Here is a 14,243-nt window from a genome sequence, read left to right as displayed (position 1 = left end):
CCGTCCCCGACGGCCCCCCGCCGCCCCCGCGACCACGGCCGCACCCCGCTCTTCGACCAGTACGCGGACGACGACCGCCCCCGAGCGGCCAACGAGTGACCGCGGCCCCCGCGGCCCGGGGCGACGGATTTCCAAGCACCCCGATCGGGATGCTAATGTTTCACACGTCGCAAGGGCCTGTGGCGCAGACTGGTAGCGCACCTCGTTCGCATCGAGGGGGTCAGGGGTTCAAATCCCCTCAGGTCCACGCACATCAAAGCCCTCGCCGGGTCATCCGGGCGGGGGCTTTGTCTTGCCGTACGGCAGCGACGGCAGCGGAGTACGGCAACCGCGTCGGATCGTGCCGGCCCAGGTGTTCCCCGAGCCTCCGCGGCGCCCTGCGGGTCGCCTCGGACGGCACGTGCGTGTCACACCTCCATCGCCACAGAGGACCAGCCGGAGCCGGGAACGCGGCGGCCCGTCCGGATCGGCATGGAACTCCACCGCCCGGCCGCTCGGGTGGAGCTTCATGCCGCCGACCCTGCCGAGCTCGCCGGCGTCGACCGTCAAGTAGACGAAGTCGCCGCTACTGCCGCTGTCGACGAACTCCCATCGGCCGCTGAAGTCGACCGGGTCGGCGCCGCCGGCCCCCACGGCCTTCCCCGCCACGTCGGTGGCGGAGAACGTCCCGTCGGACGCGAGCACGACCTCGCTGCCGCTCGCCTCGTCGCGGTAGACCCCGGGGAGTCCGCCGGGGTCGACCGAGCCGGTGCCCGTACACCCGGAGAGGAGTGCCGCGGAGGCGGTCAGGGCGGTGGCCGGCCACCGTCCGCCGGTCCTCTTGCGTGTCACGGCCCCAGCGTAACGTCGAACTCGATGACCTGGGTCTTCGGCGACATCGGCCCCGATTCGCCGACGACCTTGTCGACGAGCGAACCGACGGTGTCGCTCCACCAGTCCGTGTACCCGATGACCGGAGGGTGCGTCGCGGACTCGATGTCCGACTCGTTGTACACCGTGTACCGCCACACCACGGAGCCGTCCGCGTTCTCACGGAGGGGGGTCATCCTGACGTAGTGCGAGCCGAGGAACGTGTACGCCAGGTTCCCGGTGAGCCCTCCCGTGGTGAGCGTCCCGTAGTCGGTGAGGTACTTCCCGACGCCGTCGAAGCCGCCGAGCTGGTAGTCGTACATGTAGGTGTGGCCCAGCTGGTAGTCCCCGGACTGCGTGCGGGCGGCGAAGAACGCGAGGACCTCCTTCGTGTACTCGTGCTCACGGTAGAGGCCGGTGAACTCGTCGTCCGGGCCGAAGCACTGCGAGCGCGAACCGTCCCCGGTGAGCCAGCTCCACCCCAGCTCCCACGGATTGGTGGCGTTGCCGGAGGGGATGGGGCTGCCGAACGGTGTCAGGCAGCTCTCGGCACCCTGGGGAAGGCCGTTCTTCTCCGGGTCGATGGGGACGGTCGCGTTGTCCCGAGCGTTCTCGATCGCCTCGCGTATCGCGGCCTGGATGACGAGGACCTTGGCCTCGAACGCGGCTCGGGCGGCGGCGGTGGCGTCCTTGCCCGCGGCGAGGGACGCCTGCCGGGCGGACGCCGCCGACACCGCGGCGTCCGCGGCGTAGGAAGCGGCGACGGTGGCGGACCGCACGGCCCGCGTCGCCGCGTGCCTCGCCACGCTGCTCGCCTGTCGCGCCGCGGCGGCCGCCTGCCGCGCGGTCTCGGCGGACCGCGCCGCGGCGGCCGCGGACCCCTCGGCGGCCGCGGCGTTCTTGCGCGCTTCCTCGGCGGACAGCTTGGCGTCGTTCGCGTAGCCCTGCGCGCGGTTGGCCCAGTCGGTCGCCTCGGCGGCGGCGTTGCGCGCGCGGGCCGCTGCCTCGGAGGCGCGTGCCGCGTCCTCCAGGGCGTCCGACGCGGTCTTGGCCGCACGCGCGATCGCCGCGCGGATCGCGCTGATGTGCGTCGCGTGGTCGTGGTCGAGCCGCGCGAAGTCGTACTGCGTCGTCCCGACGAACTGGCGGAGCATGTGCGTGTCGCCCTCGAGCGCGATCCGGGCCGCCGCCTTGACGTAGGGGCCCCCGTTCGCCAGGAGGGTCGCGGCCGCGACCCGGTCGTCCTCGCGGACGGCCGCGGCACGGTCGACGTGCAGGAAGGTGTGCAGGGCCTCGGCCGTTCCCGCGTCGAGCGCGGCCTGGGCCGCGCTGCGCACCGCCCTGCCGGTGGAGTCGTCGGCCAGGAGCTTGAAGATCTCGACCTGGTTGTCCTCCCTCGCCGCGGCGACCGCCCCGCTCTCCAGGAACCCCCTGATCCGGGCGGCGTCCTCGGTCTTCAGAGCCTCGTGGGCCGCCGTGGCGACGTTCTTCGTCGACACCGCGGAGATCGCCGCGACGTTCTCGGCGTTGTCCTGGTTCAGAGCGATGACACGGTCGGCCTCGATCCAGTGGACGACGTCCTCGTCGGAACCGGCGAGCGCGAACTCCGCGGCCTCCCGGGTCCAGGTCCCCGACCGGTCGATGAGCTGGACCGCCGCCCTGCGCCCCGCCGCCACGGCCTCGGCGACGTTCCCGTCCCGCAGCGCCGACTCGGCGGCGCCGATCAGTGCGAGGACCTCCTCGGACAGGCGCGCTTCCTGGGTCCGCTGCCGGTTGGACCGTTCGAGCAGGTCCGTCTCCGCGACCCTCTCCAGCCTGGCCCGCTCGATCGCCTCCTCGGTCTCCTCGGCGAGCCTGGCGAGTTCGGCCTCACGAGCCGCCTGCTCGACCTCGCGTGCCTTGGCGACGGCGGCGGCGGCCTTGTTCGCCGCCTCGACAGCGGCGTTGGCGGCGGCCGTCGACCGGTTGGCGTAGTCGACCGCCTTGCCGGCGTGGGCGGCGGCCTCCTCTGCGGCGGCGGCCGCCTTCTCGGCGTGGTCGGCGGCGCTGTTGGCCGCGTCACGCGCCGCGCGGGCGGCGGCAGCCGACTGCCCGGCCAGGGTCCGCGCCCTGCCCGCGGCCTGAGTCGCCCGGTTCGCGGCGACCTCCGCCTCGGCGGCGGCCCGCTGCGCGGCGGCGGACTCGGCCCTCGCGGCACCGGAGGCGACGGCCGCGTCGGCCGAAGCACGGGCGGCGGCGGCCGCGTTGAGCGCCGAACCGGCGGCAGCCGCGCCCGCCTGGTCGGCCGCCTGCGCGGCCACCGCCGCGATGTCGGCCTTCAAGGCCACGGAGCGGACGAAGCCGACCATCTTCCGGGCGATCTCCGCCGCCGTCCTGGCGGCGGACGCCATCGACGCGTCCTTGGAGGCGGCGATCGCGGCACGGTACGCGTGCGCCGCGGCGCGTCCCGCCGCCGCGGCGGCCGCTGCGGCGGCCTGCGCGGCCGCCACCGCACGCCGCGAGGCGGCCTGCGCGGTCCGCGAGGCCGACACGGCGGTCGACGCGGCCGCGGCGGCGCCCCTGGCCGCCTCCGCCGCCTTGTTCGCCGCGACGGCCGAGCGCTGGACGTCCCGCTCGGCGGCCTCGGCCTCGGCCTTGGCCTCCAGCGCCGCGCTCTTCGCCTTCTCGGCGGCCTGGACCGCCTGGGCGGAGAGTTCCACGGCCTCGTCGGTCTTCCGGCTGGCGCGGCGCCCCTCCGTCTCGACGACCTTGACCAGCTGCTCGATCGTCGCGGTCTCCTCGTCACGCGCCCGGGCGATGTGCTGGCCGGTCTCCAGGAACCACCGGATCGCCCTCGGCGACCCGTCGTTCAGCGCCCGCTCCGCGTACTCACGCACCTGCGGTGACGCCGTCACGAGGATGGACAGCACCTGCACACGGTCGTCCTCCTCGTGGGCGGTGTACTGCCCGCCGCTGAGGAAGGCACGCAACGCGAACTCCGAACCGGTGTCCAGGGCAGCGGACGCCCCGCGCTTCACGGCACGACCGCCGTGGGCCATGACCGTGCTGACGGCCACCCTGAGGTCCTCGTGCACCGCGGCCCGGAAGCCGCCCTTCAGGAAGGTCTCGATCGCCGCGTCCCCGCCGGACAGCGCGCCGTTGGCACCCTCGCGAGTCGCCTTCCCCGCGGTGGAGAGGGACTTGATGAGCGTGAACCGGTTGTCCTCGGCCCGGGCGACGGGCAGCTTCCGGTCGAGGAACGCCGCCACGTCCGCCGCGCTGCCCGCCAGCGCCGCGGCCGCCGCGGTGCGGACCGCCCGGCCGCCCGACTTGTAGGCCCAGACCACCTTGCCGCGGTCGGTGTCCGGAAGACCCGCTCCCTCGGGCACCGCCAGGGAGCCCGTCCCGCTCGCCGCGTACGCCGGGTGGGCCCCGATCGCGCAGGCGGGCAGCGCGCAACCGGCGCCCACCGCCGTGAAGATGCCCAGCATCTGACGTCTGCTGAACACCTGTCCTGAAGGCCGTGACATCACGGCTCCCTCCTACTCCACTGATGTCGGCCGGGACGTGCTCCCGGCCGTCGACGGACCGTCGTGGTCGTCGCCGTCCCCACGTCGGTGCTCCGAGTCGAGGCCCCGGTCCGCGAAGCGCTCTTTACGCAGGCCCTCGCCGCCACGGCCCGTGCCGGGGCACCGGTCGCGGTCGGGCCGCCGGGGACACACGCCGATGCGCCGCGGGGCTTCGCTGCGGCCTTCGACGCCGGCAGTCGGCGGGGAAAGCTCCTCGTCGCCGGCCCCCGCGGGTTGACGCCCCTTATCGAAGCGGGGGCCCGGCGGGTGCGTCCAATGCGGAAACGCGGAGGAACTGGGCATCCCCGGGGCGCCCGTGGTGAGGTGCGTCACGCGCCGAAACGGTTGTAGTGATCTTGGTAAAGATTCGGTTCCGGTGTGACCTGCGCTACAGCGCGCCTCGACGGTGGGTCTGCCGGCGGAGGACCCGGCGCCGCGACCTCGACTGGGAGGCGCCGGCCCCCTCCGCCCTTCTGTTCGCGATCGGCGTCGGGGAACCACCGGGACGGCGGATCCATTGAGGAACCTCGCGTAGTCGTCGTCGGCGATGCCGCTGCCAGCGCCTGACCTGATCGCGTGGGACGCCAGGACCGACCGCGGTCAGCGGCAGGTTGCTCCCCGCTCGACTCGCTGAGGGTGGTGGGGCCCGATCCTAGGTGCGCGGGGTGACAGTGGGTCACGTGCGGGGCTGAGGACGTCTCGGAGGCTTTCCCTGTACCGGGGTCCGCGCGGTGCACGGCCGCCCACGGGAGGAGCCCCGGCGCCTGGGGCGGCCGGGGCTCCTGTGGTGGGGTGGTGGGTCAGTGGAGGGTGCGGTAGGTGTTCCAGCCCGTGCCGAGGTTGGCGCGGGTGGTGAAGGGGTTGGGGCCGCCCGTGTGGGTGGCCGTGTAGCGGTACAGGGTGCCGCCGGAGGTGACGGCCAGGAGGTCGGCGCGGCCGTCGCCCGTCATGTCGCCGGGGGAGGCCAACTTCGTGTACGCGTTCCAGCCGGTGCCGACCTTGACGCGCGCCTTGAAGGGGGCGCCGGGGGTGCCCGTGCCCGCGTACAGGTAGAGCGTGCCGTCCGGGGTGCGGGCCAGGAGGTCCGCGCGGCCGTCGCCGGTCATGTCGCCGCCGCCGACGAGGGCGTTGTAGGCGTTCCAGCCGGTGCCCAGGGACAGGCGGGGGGCGAGGCTGTAGCCGCCGCCGTCACCGCGGTACAGATACAGCGCGCCGGCCGGGGTGCGCGCCAGCAGGTCGCCCTTGCCGTCGCCGCTCAGGTCGCCCGGGCCGACGAGGGTGTCGTACACGCCCCAGCCGCGGCCCAGGTCGTAGGGGCCGTCGGCGTACCGGTCGTAGTTGTACAGGTGGCCGTCGTAGACCTCCAGGAGGTCCGCTTCGCCGTTGCCGTCCAGGGAGTTGGCGAAGGTGACGCGGGCGCCCGCCCAGCCGCCGACGTCGCTGAGCTGGTCGCGGGCGGTGAGGGTGCCGTTGTTGCGGGAGTAGTACGCCCAGAGGGTGCCCTTGGTGTCCAGGCCGAGGATCGACGACTTGCCGGTCGCCGGGTTGCCGCCGGAGCCGGCGAACAGGTCGACGGTGTTCCAGCCCGCGCCGAAGCCCTGGCGGGCGGTGGGGCGTCCGGTGGCGTCGGTGCCGTAGTAGTACAGGGTGCCGGCGGCGTCGCGGGCGAACAGGTCGGGGCGGCCGTCGTCGGTGATGTCGTCGGAGCTGGTCAGCTGGTTGTAGACGTGCCAGCCGGTGCCGACCTTCACGGGCGCCTCGAACGGGGCGGCGGCGGAGCCGGTGCCCGCGTACAGGAGCAGGTCGCCGGCGGGGGTGCGGGCGTACAGGTCGCCGAGGCCGTCGCCGGTGGCGTCGTTCACGCCGACGAGCTGGTCGTAGGCGCCCCAGCCGGTGCCGACCTTGACGCGTGCCTGGAGCGGGGCGCTGCCGGAGCGGTTGCCGCGGTAGAGGTACAGCTCGCCGGCGGGGGTGCGGGCGAGCACGTCGACCGTGCCGTCGCCGCTGACGTCGCCGAGGGAGAGGACCTTGTTGTAGATCTGCCAGCCGCTGCCGTTCCAGTACGGGTCGGACGTGCCGCTGCCGCCGGTGTGGGTCTCGCGGAAGGACAGCGTCCCGTACGGGGACAGGGTGAGGACGTCCGTGGTGCCGTCGCCGGTGAGGTCGCCGACCGGGATGACGTCCTTGAACTTCTCGTCCAGCTCCCCGAAGAGGCCGAAATCGATGTCGTCGGCCGGGGCCTCGGAACGCTTGAGGTGGAAACGGCCGTCGAGGCCCCGGTAGAGCAGGTCGCTCGCCCCGTCGCCGGTGAAGTCGTGGCGGCTCGGCGCTCCGGCGGCGGCTTCGGCGGTGGACCCCGTCGACATGCGGGTGCGCGGCTTCGGGAACTGCCCCTCGGGCCGGTCGATGCCGGGCGCCGTGCGCTCGACGGGCGTGCGCTGCGCCGGTACGCGCGGGCCGTCGTCGGCGACGGCGGTGGCGGCGGTGCCGGAGAGGAGCAGGCCGGCGGAGAGGACGAGCGCGGTGCAGGACGCCAGTCTCCGGGCGTGCGACCGGGTTCGGTACGTGCGGTGGAACGTCATGGACCCCCCCTGGGGTGAGTGAAGAGAGGCCGCGAGCGCGGCGCGGCGCGCGGGGGCGCGCGGGGCGGCTCGGCGGCGGACGGAGCATACAACCGGGTTCGGCGACCCCGTACGGATTTGTCGATTCGTGGTCACGGTTCCGGCCACGGGCCACGCGGGACCGCGGCCGCGAGCAGGCCGGGACGCCGCCGGGGCGGGGAGCCGCCGGGGCGGGGAGCCGGCCGCTCGGGCGGGGGCGGGCCGGGCGCTACGGGGCGGGTCGGACGGTGGGGTCCTCAGCCGTCGACCGGCAGGCCGCGGGGCTCCTTCACGCGCTTCATGATGATCTGCGAGTTGACCTCCGTGACGCCCGTCAGCGCGGTCAGCTTCTCGATCCACAGCCGCTCGTAGGCGCGCAGGTCCGCCACCGCGATCCGCAGCAGGCACCCGGGGCTGCCGAAGAGCCGGTACGCCTCCACGACGTCCGGGATGTCCCGCAGCGCCGCCTCGAACGCCTCGACGGCCTCGCGGTCGCGCTTCACCTCGATCGAGACGAGCACCTCGAATCCCCGGCCCACCGCCTCAGGGTCGATCACCGCCCGGTACCCCCGGATCACCCCGTCCTGCTCCAGTTGCCGCACCCTCCGCATGCAGGGGGAGGGGGTCAGGCCCACGCGGGCCGCCAGCTCCTGGTTGCTCAGCCGGCCGTCCTCCTGGAGCTCGCGCAAGATTGCGCGGTCGATCTCGTCCATGGCGCAATTATCCACCAGTGATGCGCGGGACCGGTGGGGGAGAAGGCGATCGGATTGCGCGCTCGCTCTTCTATCCTTGCGTTCGAACATTCCGTTCGGTCGAGTCGCGATGGACGCGGCGAGGAGAGGGCAGGGCAACCGTGGGACGGATCGTCGTCATCAGCACCGGCGGCACCATAGCCAGCCGCTGGCAGGGTTCCGGCTTCGCCGCGGACGCGCACGGCCAGGAGGTCATGGCGACCGCCGCCGTGCCCGAGGGCGTCACCGTCGAGGTGGTCGACCTGTTCAGCGTCAACAGCCCCCGCCTGACCACCGACCACCAGCTCACCCTGGTGCGCACGGTGCACGAGGTGCTCGCCGACCCGGGCGTGGACGGCGTCGTCGTCACGCACGGCACCGACACCCTGGAGGAGTCGGCGTTCCTCGTCGACCTGTACCACCACGACCCGCGTCCCGTCGTCTTCACCGGCGCGCAGCTGCCGCTGGACGCCGAGGACGGCGACGGCCCGCGCAACCTCCACGACGCGCTCCTCACCGCCGACCGCACCCGCGACCTCGGCGTCCTCGTCGCCTTCGACGGCAAGGTGCACGCCGCGCGCGGCACGGTGAAGACGCACACCCTCGACGCCGACGCGTTCGCCGACCCGTCCGGCGCGCGGATCGCCGACATCGGCTTCGGCAAGGTCTCCGTGCTGCGCCGCCCCGCGCGGCCGGCCCCGCTCCCGCTGCCCGGCATGCCGGAGTCGCGCCCCCGCGTCGACATGGTGATGCACCACGCCGACGGCGACCCGGTGCTCCTGGAGGCGGCCGTCGCGGCCGGCGCCCAGGGTGTCGTACTGGTCGCCACCGGCGCCGGCAACGCCACGCCCGAGGTCGTCTCGGCCGTCGCCGAGGCCACCGCGCGGGGCGTCCTCGTCGCCCTGACCACCCGGGTGCACGCCGGGCCCGTCTCCCAGATCTACACCCACGGCGGCGCCGTCGACCTCGTCGCCGCGGGCGCCCTGCCCACCGGGACCCTGCGCGCCGGGCAGGCCCGCATCGCCGTCCTGGCCGCCGTGCTCGCCACCGCCGACCCCGCCGAGCGCGTACGGGTGCTGCGCCACGCCCTCGGTGAGTCCGTCGCCGCGCCGGCCCGCGTCTGACCCACCCCGCCGGACCGCCTCCCCGCTCCGCCACCCCGCCACGGAATTCCCGCCGCCGGGGCGGCAGGCGTACCGCGGGGAACTCTTGTTCCGTGCGGGGGAGTTGTGTAAAAGTGAGGCCCCTCACGGCCCACCAGGCGGCTTTTCCACCGAGCGGACGCTTTCCCACGACGATCCGTCCGTGAAGGTACGAACCATTGAGGCGCCCCCCACTCTTTTCCCGGACGGAAAGACGCCCATGCAGAATTCCCACGGGCCGATATCCGGGGGTTCCGACGCCCGGCTGGTCGCGGCGCTGCACCTCGGAGCCGCCGAGCGGGACCCGGACCCCTTCCCCGCGGCAGCGCTGACGGCCCGCCACTGGCAACCGGTACGGGACTACGCGTCCCTGTTCACGCCCTCCCACCGGGCCGCGGAAATGGCCACGGCGACGGCCTTCTCCCGGTCGCTGGAAACACTCGCCGCCACGGGCGCCGGAATCGGCACGGGCGGCACCGGCGGAAGCGGTGGAAAGGGTGGAAACGGTGCCGGTACCGGTCCCGGTGGAATCGCCGGCGGGGGAAACAGCGGCGGTGGGGCCTCCGGTGGAAGAAGCACCGGTGGGACAGGCGCCGGGGGAGGAATCGCCGCCGGCGCGAGTACCGGCGGCACCCACGCCGGCGGCGCCGCGGTCGCGCTGCGCCCCCTGTTCCTGGTGGCCGCCCGCCGGGTGCTGCGCTCCTGGGCCGCCAGCGAGTCCCTCGCGGCGGTGCTGCCCGGCCTGCGCGCCCCCGCCGAACCGGGGGACGACCGCCTCCTGACCGCCCGCGCCTTCCACGCCCTGCCCCTCCCGGCCCAGGTGCTGCTGTGGCACCGCGAGGTCGAGGCGGAAGGGCTGTCCATCCCCGCCGCCCTCCTCGCCGTCGACCCGCGCGGCGCGGCCGAGGCGCTCGCCGAGGCGCGGGAACTGCTGCGCGCCGGCTGCGTGGCCGCCCACCACGAACTGGCCCCGGACGCCGAGTGCCGCCACTACGGGCGGCTCCTCGACATCTCCCTGCGCCGCACCGGCCCGCTCATCCCCGACATCCAGCGCCACCTGGCCCGCTGCCCGCACTGCCGGTACGCCGCCGACCAGCTGCGGCACTTCGACGGCCGGCTGCCCCTGCTGCTCGCCGAGGCGGTCCTCGGCGAGGGCGCCGCCCGCTACCTCGACTCGCGCCCCGCCCGCCGCCGGCCGCCCGGCGGCCCCGGCGGCGGCCACCGGGCCGGGCGGCGCGCGGCGGCCCTGCGGGGCCGCGTCGCCGACGGACTGCGGCGGCGGGGCGCCTGGCCCGGGGCGGGCCGGGTGTCCGGGGCGGGTCTCGCCGTGGCCGCCACCGTCGCCGCGGTGGCCGTCGCGGCCGTCGCGGCGACCCTGTGGCCGGACGGCGCGGGCCCGCCGACCGCGCTGCCGCCCGCCGGTACCGCCACACCCACCGCCGCCCCCACCGCGGGCGGAGCGCCCGCCCCGCCCGCGCGGACCGACCCCGCCCCGCCGCCGCCCGCCGCCGCGCCCCCGCCGCCCGCGCAGGCCGGCCACCCCGCGCCGGGCGTCCTGCGCACCCGGCTGCGCGCCACCGGAGCGGGCGGCGCGTGCCTGGACGTCCGCGACCGCGTCCCGGTGGCCGGGGTGGAACTGGTCGTCGCGGAGTGCTCGGGGGCGGCCACGCAGCTGTGGTCCTACGAGCCCGACGGGACGCTGCGCAGCGCCGCCGCGCCCGGCCTGTGCGCCGACGCGGGGCGGCCCGAGGGCACGGTCGTCCTCGCCGCGTGCGCGCCGGGGTCGCCGGACGCGCGGTACGACCTCACCGTCCAGGGGACGGTGGTCCCGCGCCGGGACGCGCACCTCGCCCTCGCCCCGGCCGCGCCGCTGGCCGGGGCGAGCGTGGTGGTACGGCTGCGCGACGGTTCGCCCGCCCAGCACTGGCTGACCGACGCGGCGCGCCCCGACTCGCCCCCGCCGGCCGGGTCCGCGCCCGGCCCCGCCGACGCGACCCCGCCCGCCGCGCCCCGCTCGGCCCCCGCCACCCCGCCCGGCACCGGTCCGGGGGGTGGCCCGGGTGGCGGCGCCGGGCCGGACGACGGCGTCGGGCCGACGGGCGGGGGTGGGCCGACGGGCGGGGGTGGGCCGGGTGCCGGTACCGGTGCGGGGTCCCAGCCCGGAGCCGCCCGCGCCTGACCCGCCTTGACGACCCGTGAACCGCTCCCCGTACGCCGTGACGCCCGCCACCCGGCAGGCCGGTGTGGCGGCACGGCGAGGCCCCCCCGCCCGCCACCCGGCACGGCGACGACCCGCCGGTGCGGGGCCGGCGGGCCGTCGTGGGGCGTGGCGTCCCGGAGGCGCGGGAAGCGACCGGGACGCGGTGGGGCGGGTGGCGGGTCCCCTCGGGCGGGTCCCCTCGGGTCAGGACCCCTGGGCCTGGTCGTACAGGGCCTGCGCCTCGTTGCCGAAGTACGGTCCGAACATGCGGTTGGGCAGGAAGGTGTAGCCGAAGCTGTTCACCGACACCTGCAGGCCGGTGCCCGTGGCCTCGCTGAAGCCGGTGAACCACGGCCCGCCGCTCGACCCGCCCGTCATGTTGCAGCCGAGGGAGTGGTCCTGCGAGAAGAGGAAGTCCTTGGAGGAGTTCCCGCTGCAGTACACGAGCTTGGAGCCGTCGTACGGGGAGGCCGCCGGGAAGCCGAAGGCGTACATCGCCTTGTTGTAGCCGCCGTTGAACTGCACGCCCTGCGCGCCGGTGACCGACGTCAGGGTCTGCCCGTTCAGCGGGGCGACGACGGCGGCGCCGATGTCGTGGTTGATGTCCTCACTCGCCTGCCACTGCGGCGTGGTGAGCGTCTTCGTCGCCGTCCACTGGCCGTACGGCGCCTGGCCGTCGGCGTACGCCGGGACGAAGACCCAGTTGGTGTGCCAGCTGCCCTGGTACTTCACGCAGTGCCCGGCGGTGAGGACCGTCGACTGGTTCTTGGCCGTCACGGCGTTGCCGGAGCAGGACGCCGTGCGGCCCTGGTGGGTGAAGAACACCCGGCCGGACGTCTTCACGACCGCCCCGCCGCCGGTCCACGCGCCGCCGGCCTGCGGGAAGGCCAGGGGGCCCGCGGCCGCGTCCGCGGAGTGCCCCGCCGGGGCGGTCGGCGCGACCGTGGTCGTCGTGCCGCCCGGCTTCGGCGGCCTGAGCGCCGCCAGCCTCGCCGGGGTCGGCGCCAGGTCGAGCGGCGCGGCCCCGCGCATCCGGTCGGCGGTCCAGAACCCGGCCGCGCCCTGCTGCTCGGCCGCCGGCACCGCGTGGGTCGCGGCGGCCGCGGTGTCGGGGGCGGGCTTGTCGGGGGCGGGGGCGGCGACCGCCGAGGGGGCGGCGGTCAGCGCGGCCGCGAGCAGGGCTCCGGCGGGGAGCAGGGCGGCTGCGGAGGGGCGAAGGCGCATCACACGTGTCTCCTTCTGCCGTGCCCGGCGGCCGTCGGCCGTCCGGGCAGGGGAGTGGGGGGTGACGAAGGGGGTGCCTGTGCGGATCGCGATACCGGATCGGCTTGGGGGGCAGCGTGCCACGCCCCGCTGTGATTGTCAGGGGCGCGTCACTGTCTTATTACTGACCCGTCAACGGTTTCGCGAAACAGAGGCTGCTCTCGTGTGTCCGGTAGTAGCCGAACTTGGCACAGGACGTGTAACCGCAGGAGGTGTACAGGGCTATCGCCTCCGGCTGCTGGTCGCCGGTCTCCAGGACCATCCGCGACCGGCCCGCGGCGCGGGCGTCGTCCTCCAGCAGGCGCAGGATGCGCCGCGCGAGGCCGAGGCCGCGCGCCTGGGGCACGACGTACATCCGCTTCAGCTCGGCGTCGCCGTCCGCGTAGCCCTCGTCGTTCTCGTCCTGGGTGCGCCATCCGCCGGTCGCGACCGGCCGGTCCCGCTCGTCGTACGCGATCAGGTACAGGCCGCGCGGCGGTCGGAACATGTCCGGGTCGAGGTACGTGAGGTCCCCCTCGTCGCCGTAGCGCCGGGCGTACTCCAGCTGGACCTCGTCGTTCAGCTTGACCGCGTCGGGGTGGTCGAAGGGCACACGTTGAATATTCATGCGGAGGATCGTACTTCTATGCGATGTGGCGGTGGTCGGACGGGCGGTCGGAGGGGCGGTCGGACGGGTGGACGCTCTGTCGTATTGTGCCGGGATGCTCACTGTGACGACCGTCAATGTCAACGGACTGCGCGCCGCCGCCGGGAAGGGCTTCGTGGAGTGGCTGGCCGACACGGCCGCCGACGTGGTCTGCCTTCAGGAGGTGCGGGCCCAGGAGGCGCAGCTCCCCGAGGCGGTCCGGGCGCCGGAGGGCTGGTTCGCGGCGCACGCGCCGGCCGCCGCCAAGGGCCGGGCCGGCGTGTCCCTCTACACGCGGCGCGAGCCGGACGCCGTGCGGGTCGGCTTCGGGGTGAGCGAGTTCGACGCGTCCGGCCGCTACCTGGAAGCCGACCTGCCCGGCGTCACCGTCGCCAGCCTCTACCTGCCCTCCGGCGAGGTCGGCACCGAGCGGCAGGACGAGAAGGTCCGCTTCATGGACGCCTTCCTCCCGTACCTGAAGGAGCTGCGGGAGCGCGCTGCCGCCGACGGCCGGGAGGTCGTCGTCTGCGGCGACTGGAACATCGCCCACCAGGAGGCCGACCTGAAGAACTGGAAGGCCAACCGGAAGAACGCCGGCTTCCTCCCGGAGGAGCGCGCCTGGCTCGGCCGCGTCCTCGACGAGGCCGGGTACGTCGACGTGGTCCGCGCGCTCCACCCCGACCAGGAGGGGCCCTACACCTGGTGGTCCTACCGCGGCCGCGCCTTCGACAACGACGCGGGCTGGCGCATCGACTACCAGATGGCCACCCCCGGCCTCGCGGCACGCGCCCTGAAGGCCCACGTGGAGCGCGCCGCCACCCACGCCGAGCGCTGGTCCGACCACGCCCCCGTGACGGCGGTCTACGGGCCGTGAGCCTCCCGATGCCCGGCGGTGCGGCAGCGGGGGCAGGCGCAGGGCGGCCAGACGGAGGAGTACAGGGGGGCGCTTCTCCCGGCTGTGCAGGATGACGCGGTCGCCCCAGGTGAGCCCTCCGTCCCGCGACACCCGCAGGGTCAGGAGCGGCCGGTCCTCCCCGTGCCGCCCCGGGCGGTTCACCGGTGGCCGCCCGGGTGCCGCCGCAGCAGGACGTTGCAGTCCGAGACGGCCGACATGTCCCCGCGCTCGCGGGCGCGGGCACGTAAGTCGTCCAGCCCGGCGCACTCGGCGCAGCCCTCGGCGGGGGCGGGCTCGGATACCGGGTCGAGCCACCAGGGCGAAGCAGGCGGCCGGTGGGTGTGACGCGTTGGTTCGGTGGTCATGGCACCCGACGCTAGGGGCGCCATT

10 protein-coding genes and 1 tRNA gene are annotated in these 14,243 nt (G+C 75.1%); 4 read left to right on the top strand and 7 right to left on the bottom strand.

Translation table 11 applies throughout. The features are described from left to right. Window positions 1-173 precede the first annotated feature (173 nt). Window positions 174-247 (top strand) — tRNA-Ala (locus LPA54_RS28690). Between the two features lie 23 nt (window positions 248-270). Here the strand turns inward: LPA54_RS28690 and LPA54_RS28685 are convergent. The 4 genes from LPA54_RS28685 to LPA54_RS28670 form a co-directional block, all read right to left on the bottom strand. After that, entirely contained in the window at window positions 271-831 is a 561-nt protein-coding gene (locus tag LPA54_RS28685; RefSeq protein ID WP_228983075.1) for a hypothetical protein, read from the bottom strand. Further along, on the bottom strand, window positions 828-4,337 hold the full coding sequence (locus LPA54_RS28680; RefSeq protein WP_228983072.1) for an ALF repeat-containing protein: 3,510 nt from the start codon (window positions 4,335-4,337) through the stop codon (window positions 828-830). Before LPA54_RS28680 ends, LPA54_RS28685 begins: the two co-directional genes overlap by 4 nt. Window positions 4,338-5,197: 860 nt before the next feature. Next, complete coding sequence (locus LPA54_RS28675) at window positions 5,198-6,979, bottom strand: FG-GAP-like repeat-containing protein (RefSeq protein WP_228983069.1); 1,782 nt, start codon at window positions 6,977-6,979, stop codon at window positions 5,198-5,200. Window positions 6,980-7,254: 275 nt separating this feature from the next. Next, window positions 7,255-7,710, bottom strand: a complete 456-nt coding sequence (locus LPA54_RS28670; protein WP_228983067.1) for an Lrp/AsnC family transcriptional regulator — start codon at window positions 7,708-7,710, stop codon at window positions 7,255-7,257. A 140-nt stretch (window positions 7,711-7,850) separates the two neighbouring features. Between LPA54_RS28670 and LPA54_RS28665 the strand changes: the two genes are divergently transcribed. Together LPA54_RS28665 and LPA54_RS28660 are read left to right on the top strand one after the other, a co-directional pair. Then, a complete protein-coding gene (locus LPA54_RS28665) occupies window positions 7,851-8,852 on the top strand; it encodes an asparaginase (RefSeq protein ID WP_228983063.1) in 1,002 nt (333 codons plus the stop codon). A 238-nt stretch (window positions 8,853-9,090) separates the two neighbouring features. Continuing rightward, window positions 9,091-11,049 (top strand): RICIN domain-containing protein, encoded by a 1,959-nt coding sequence (locus LPA54_RS28660; RefSeq protein ID WP_228983062.1) that lies wholly within the window; start codon window positions 9,091-9,093, stop codon window positions 11,047-11,049. Between the two features lie 225 nt (window positions 11,050-11,274). Here the strand turns inward: LPA54_RS28660 and LPA54_RS28655 are convergent, their stop codons facing one another. Next, the gene (locus tag LPA54_RS28655; protein WP_228983060.1) at window positions 11,275-12,294 is read right to left on the bottom strand and encodes a serine protease; all 1,020 of its coding nucleotides are present in this window, start codon (window positions 12,292-12,294) and stop codon (window positions 11,275-11,277) included. 160 nt (window positions 12,295-12,454) lie between these two features. Then, complete coding sequence (locus LPA54_RS28650; protein WP_228983059.1) at window positions 12,455-12,940, bottom strand: GNAT family N-acetyltransferase; 486 nt, start codon at window positions 12,938-12,940, stop codon at window positions 12,455-12,457. Window positions 12,941-13,034: 94 nt separating this feature from the next. Between LPA54_RS28650 and LPA54_RS28645 the strand changes: the two genes are divergently transcribed. Continuing rightward, a complete protein-coding gene (locus LPA54_RS28645; protein WP_228983056.1) occupies window positions 13,035-13,832 on the top strand; it encodes an exodeoxyribonuclease III in 798 nt (265 codons plus the stop codon). A 179-nt stretch (window positions 13,833-14,011) separates the two neighbouring features. Here LPA54_RS28645 and LPA54_RS28640 read toward each other — a convergent pair whose 3' ends face one another. Next, window positions 14,012-14,218 carry a hypothetical protein gene (locus tag LPA54_RS28640; protein WP_228983054.1) on the bottom strand — a complete coding sequence of 69 codons (207 nt, stop codon included), beginning with the start codon at window positions 14,216-14,218 and terminating at the stop codon, window positions 14,012-14,014. Window positions 14,219-14,243: the final 25 nt, after the last annotated feature.

Source organism: Streptomyces sp. DH12 (assembly GCF_020873895.1).
GTDB lineage: Bacteria > Actinomycetota > Actinomycetes > Streptomycetales > Streptomycetaceae > Streptomyces.
The sequence above is the reverse complement of the archived record's forward strand: the minus strand, read 5'-3'. Positions and strand labels throughout refer to the sequence as shown.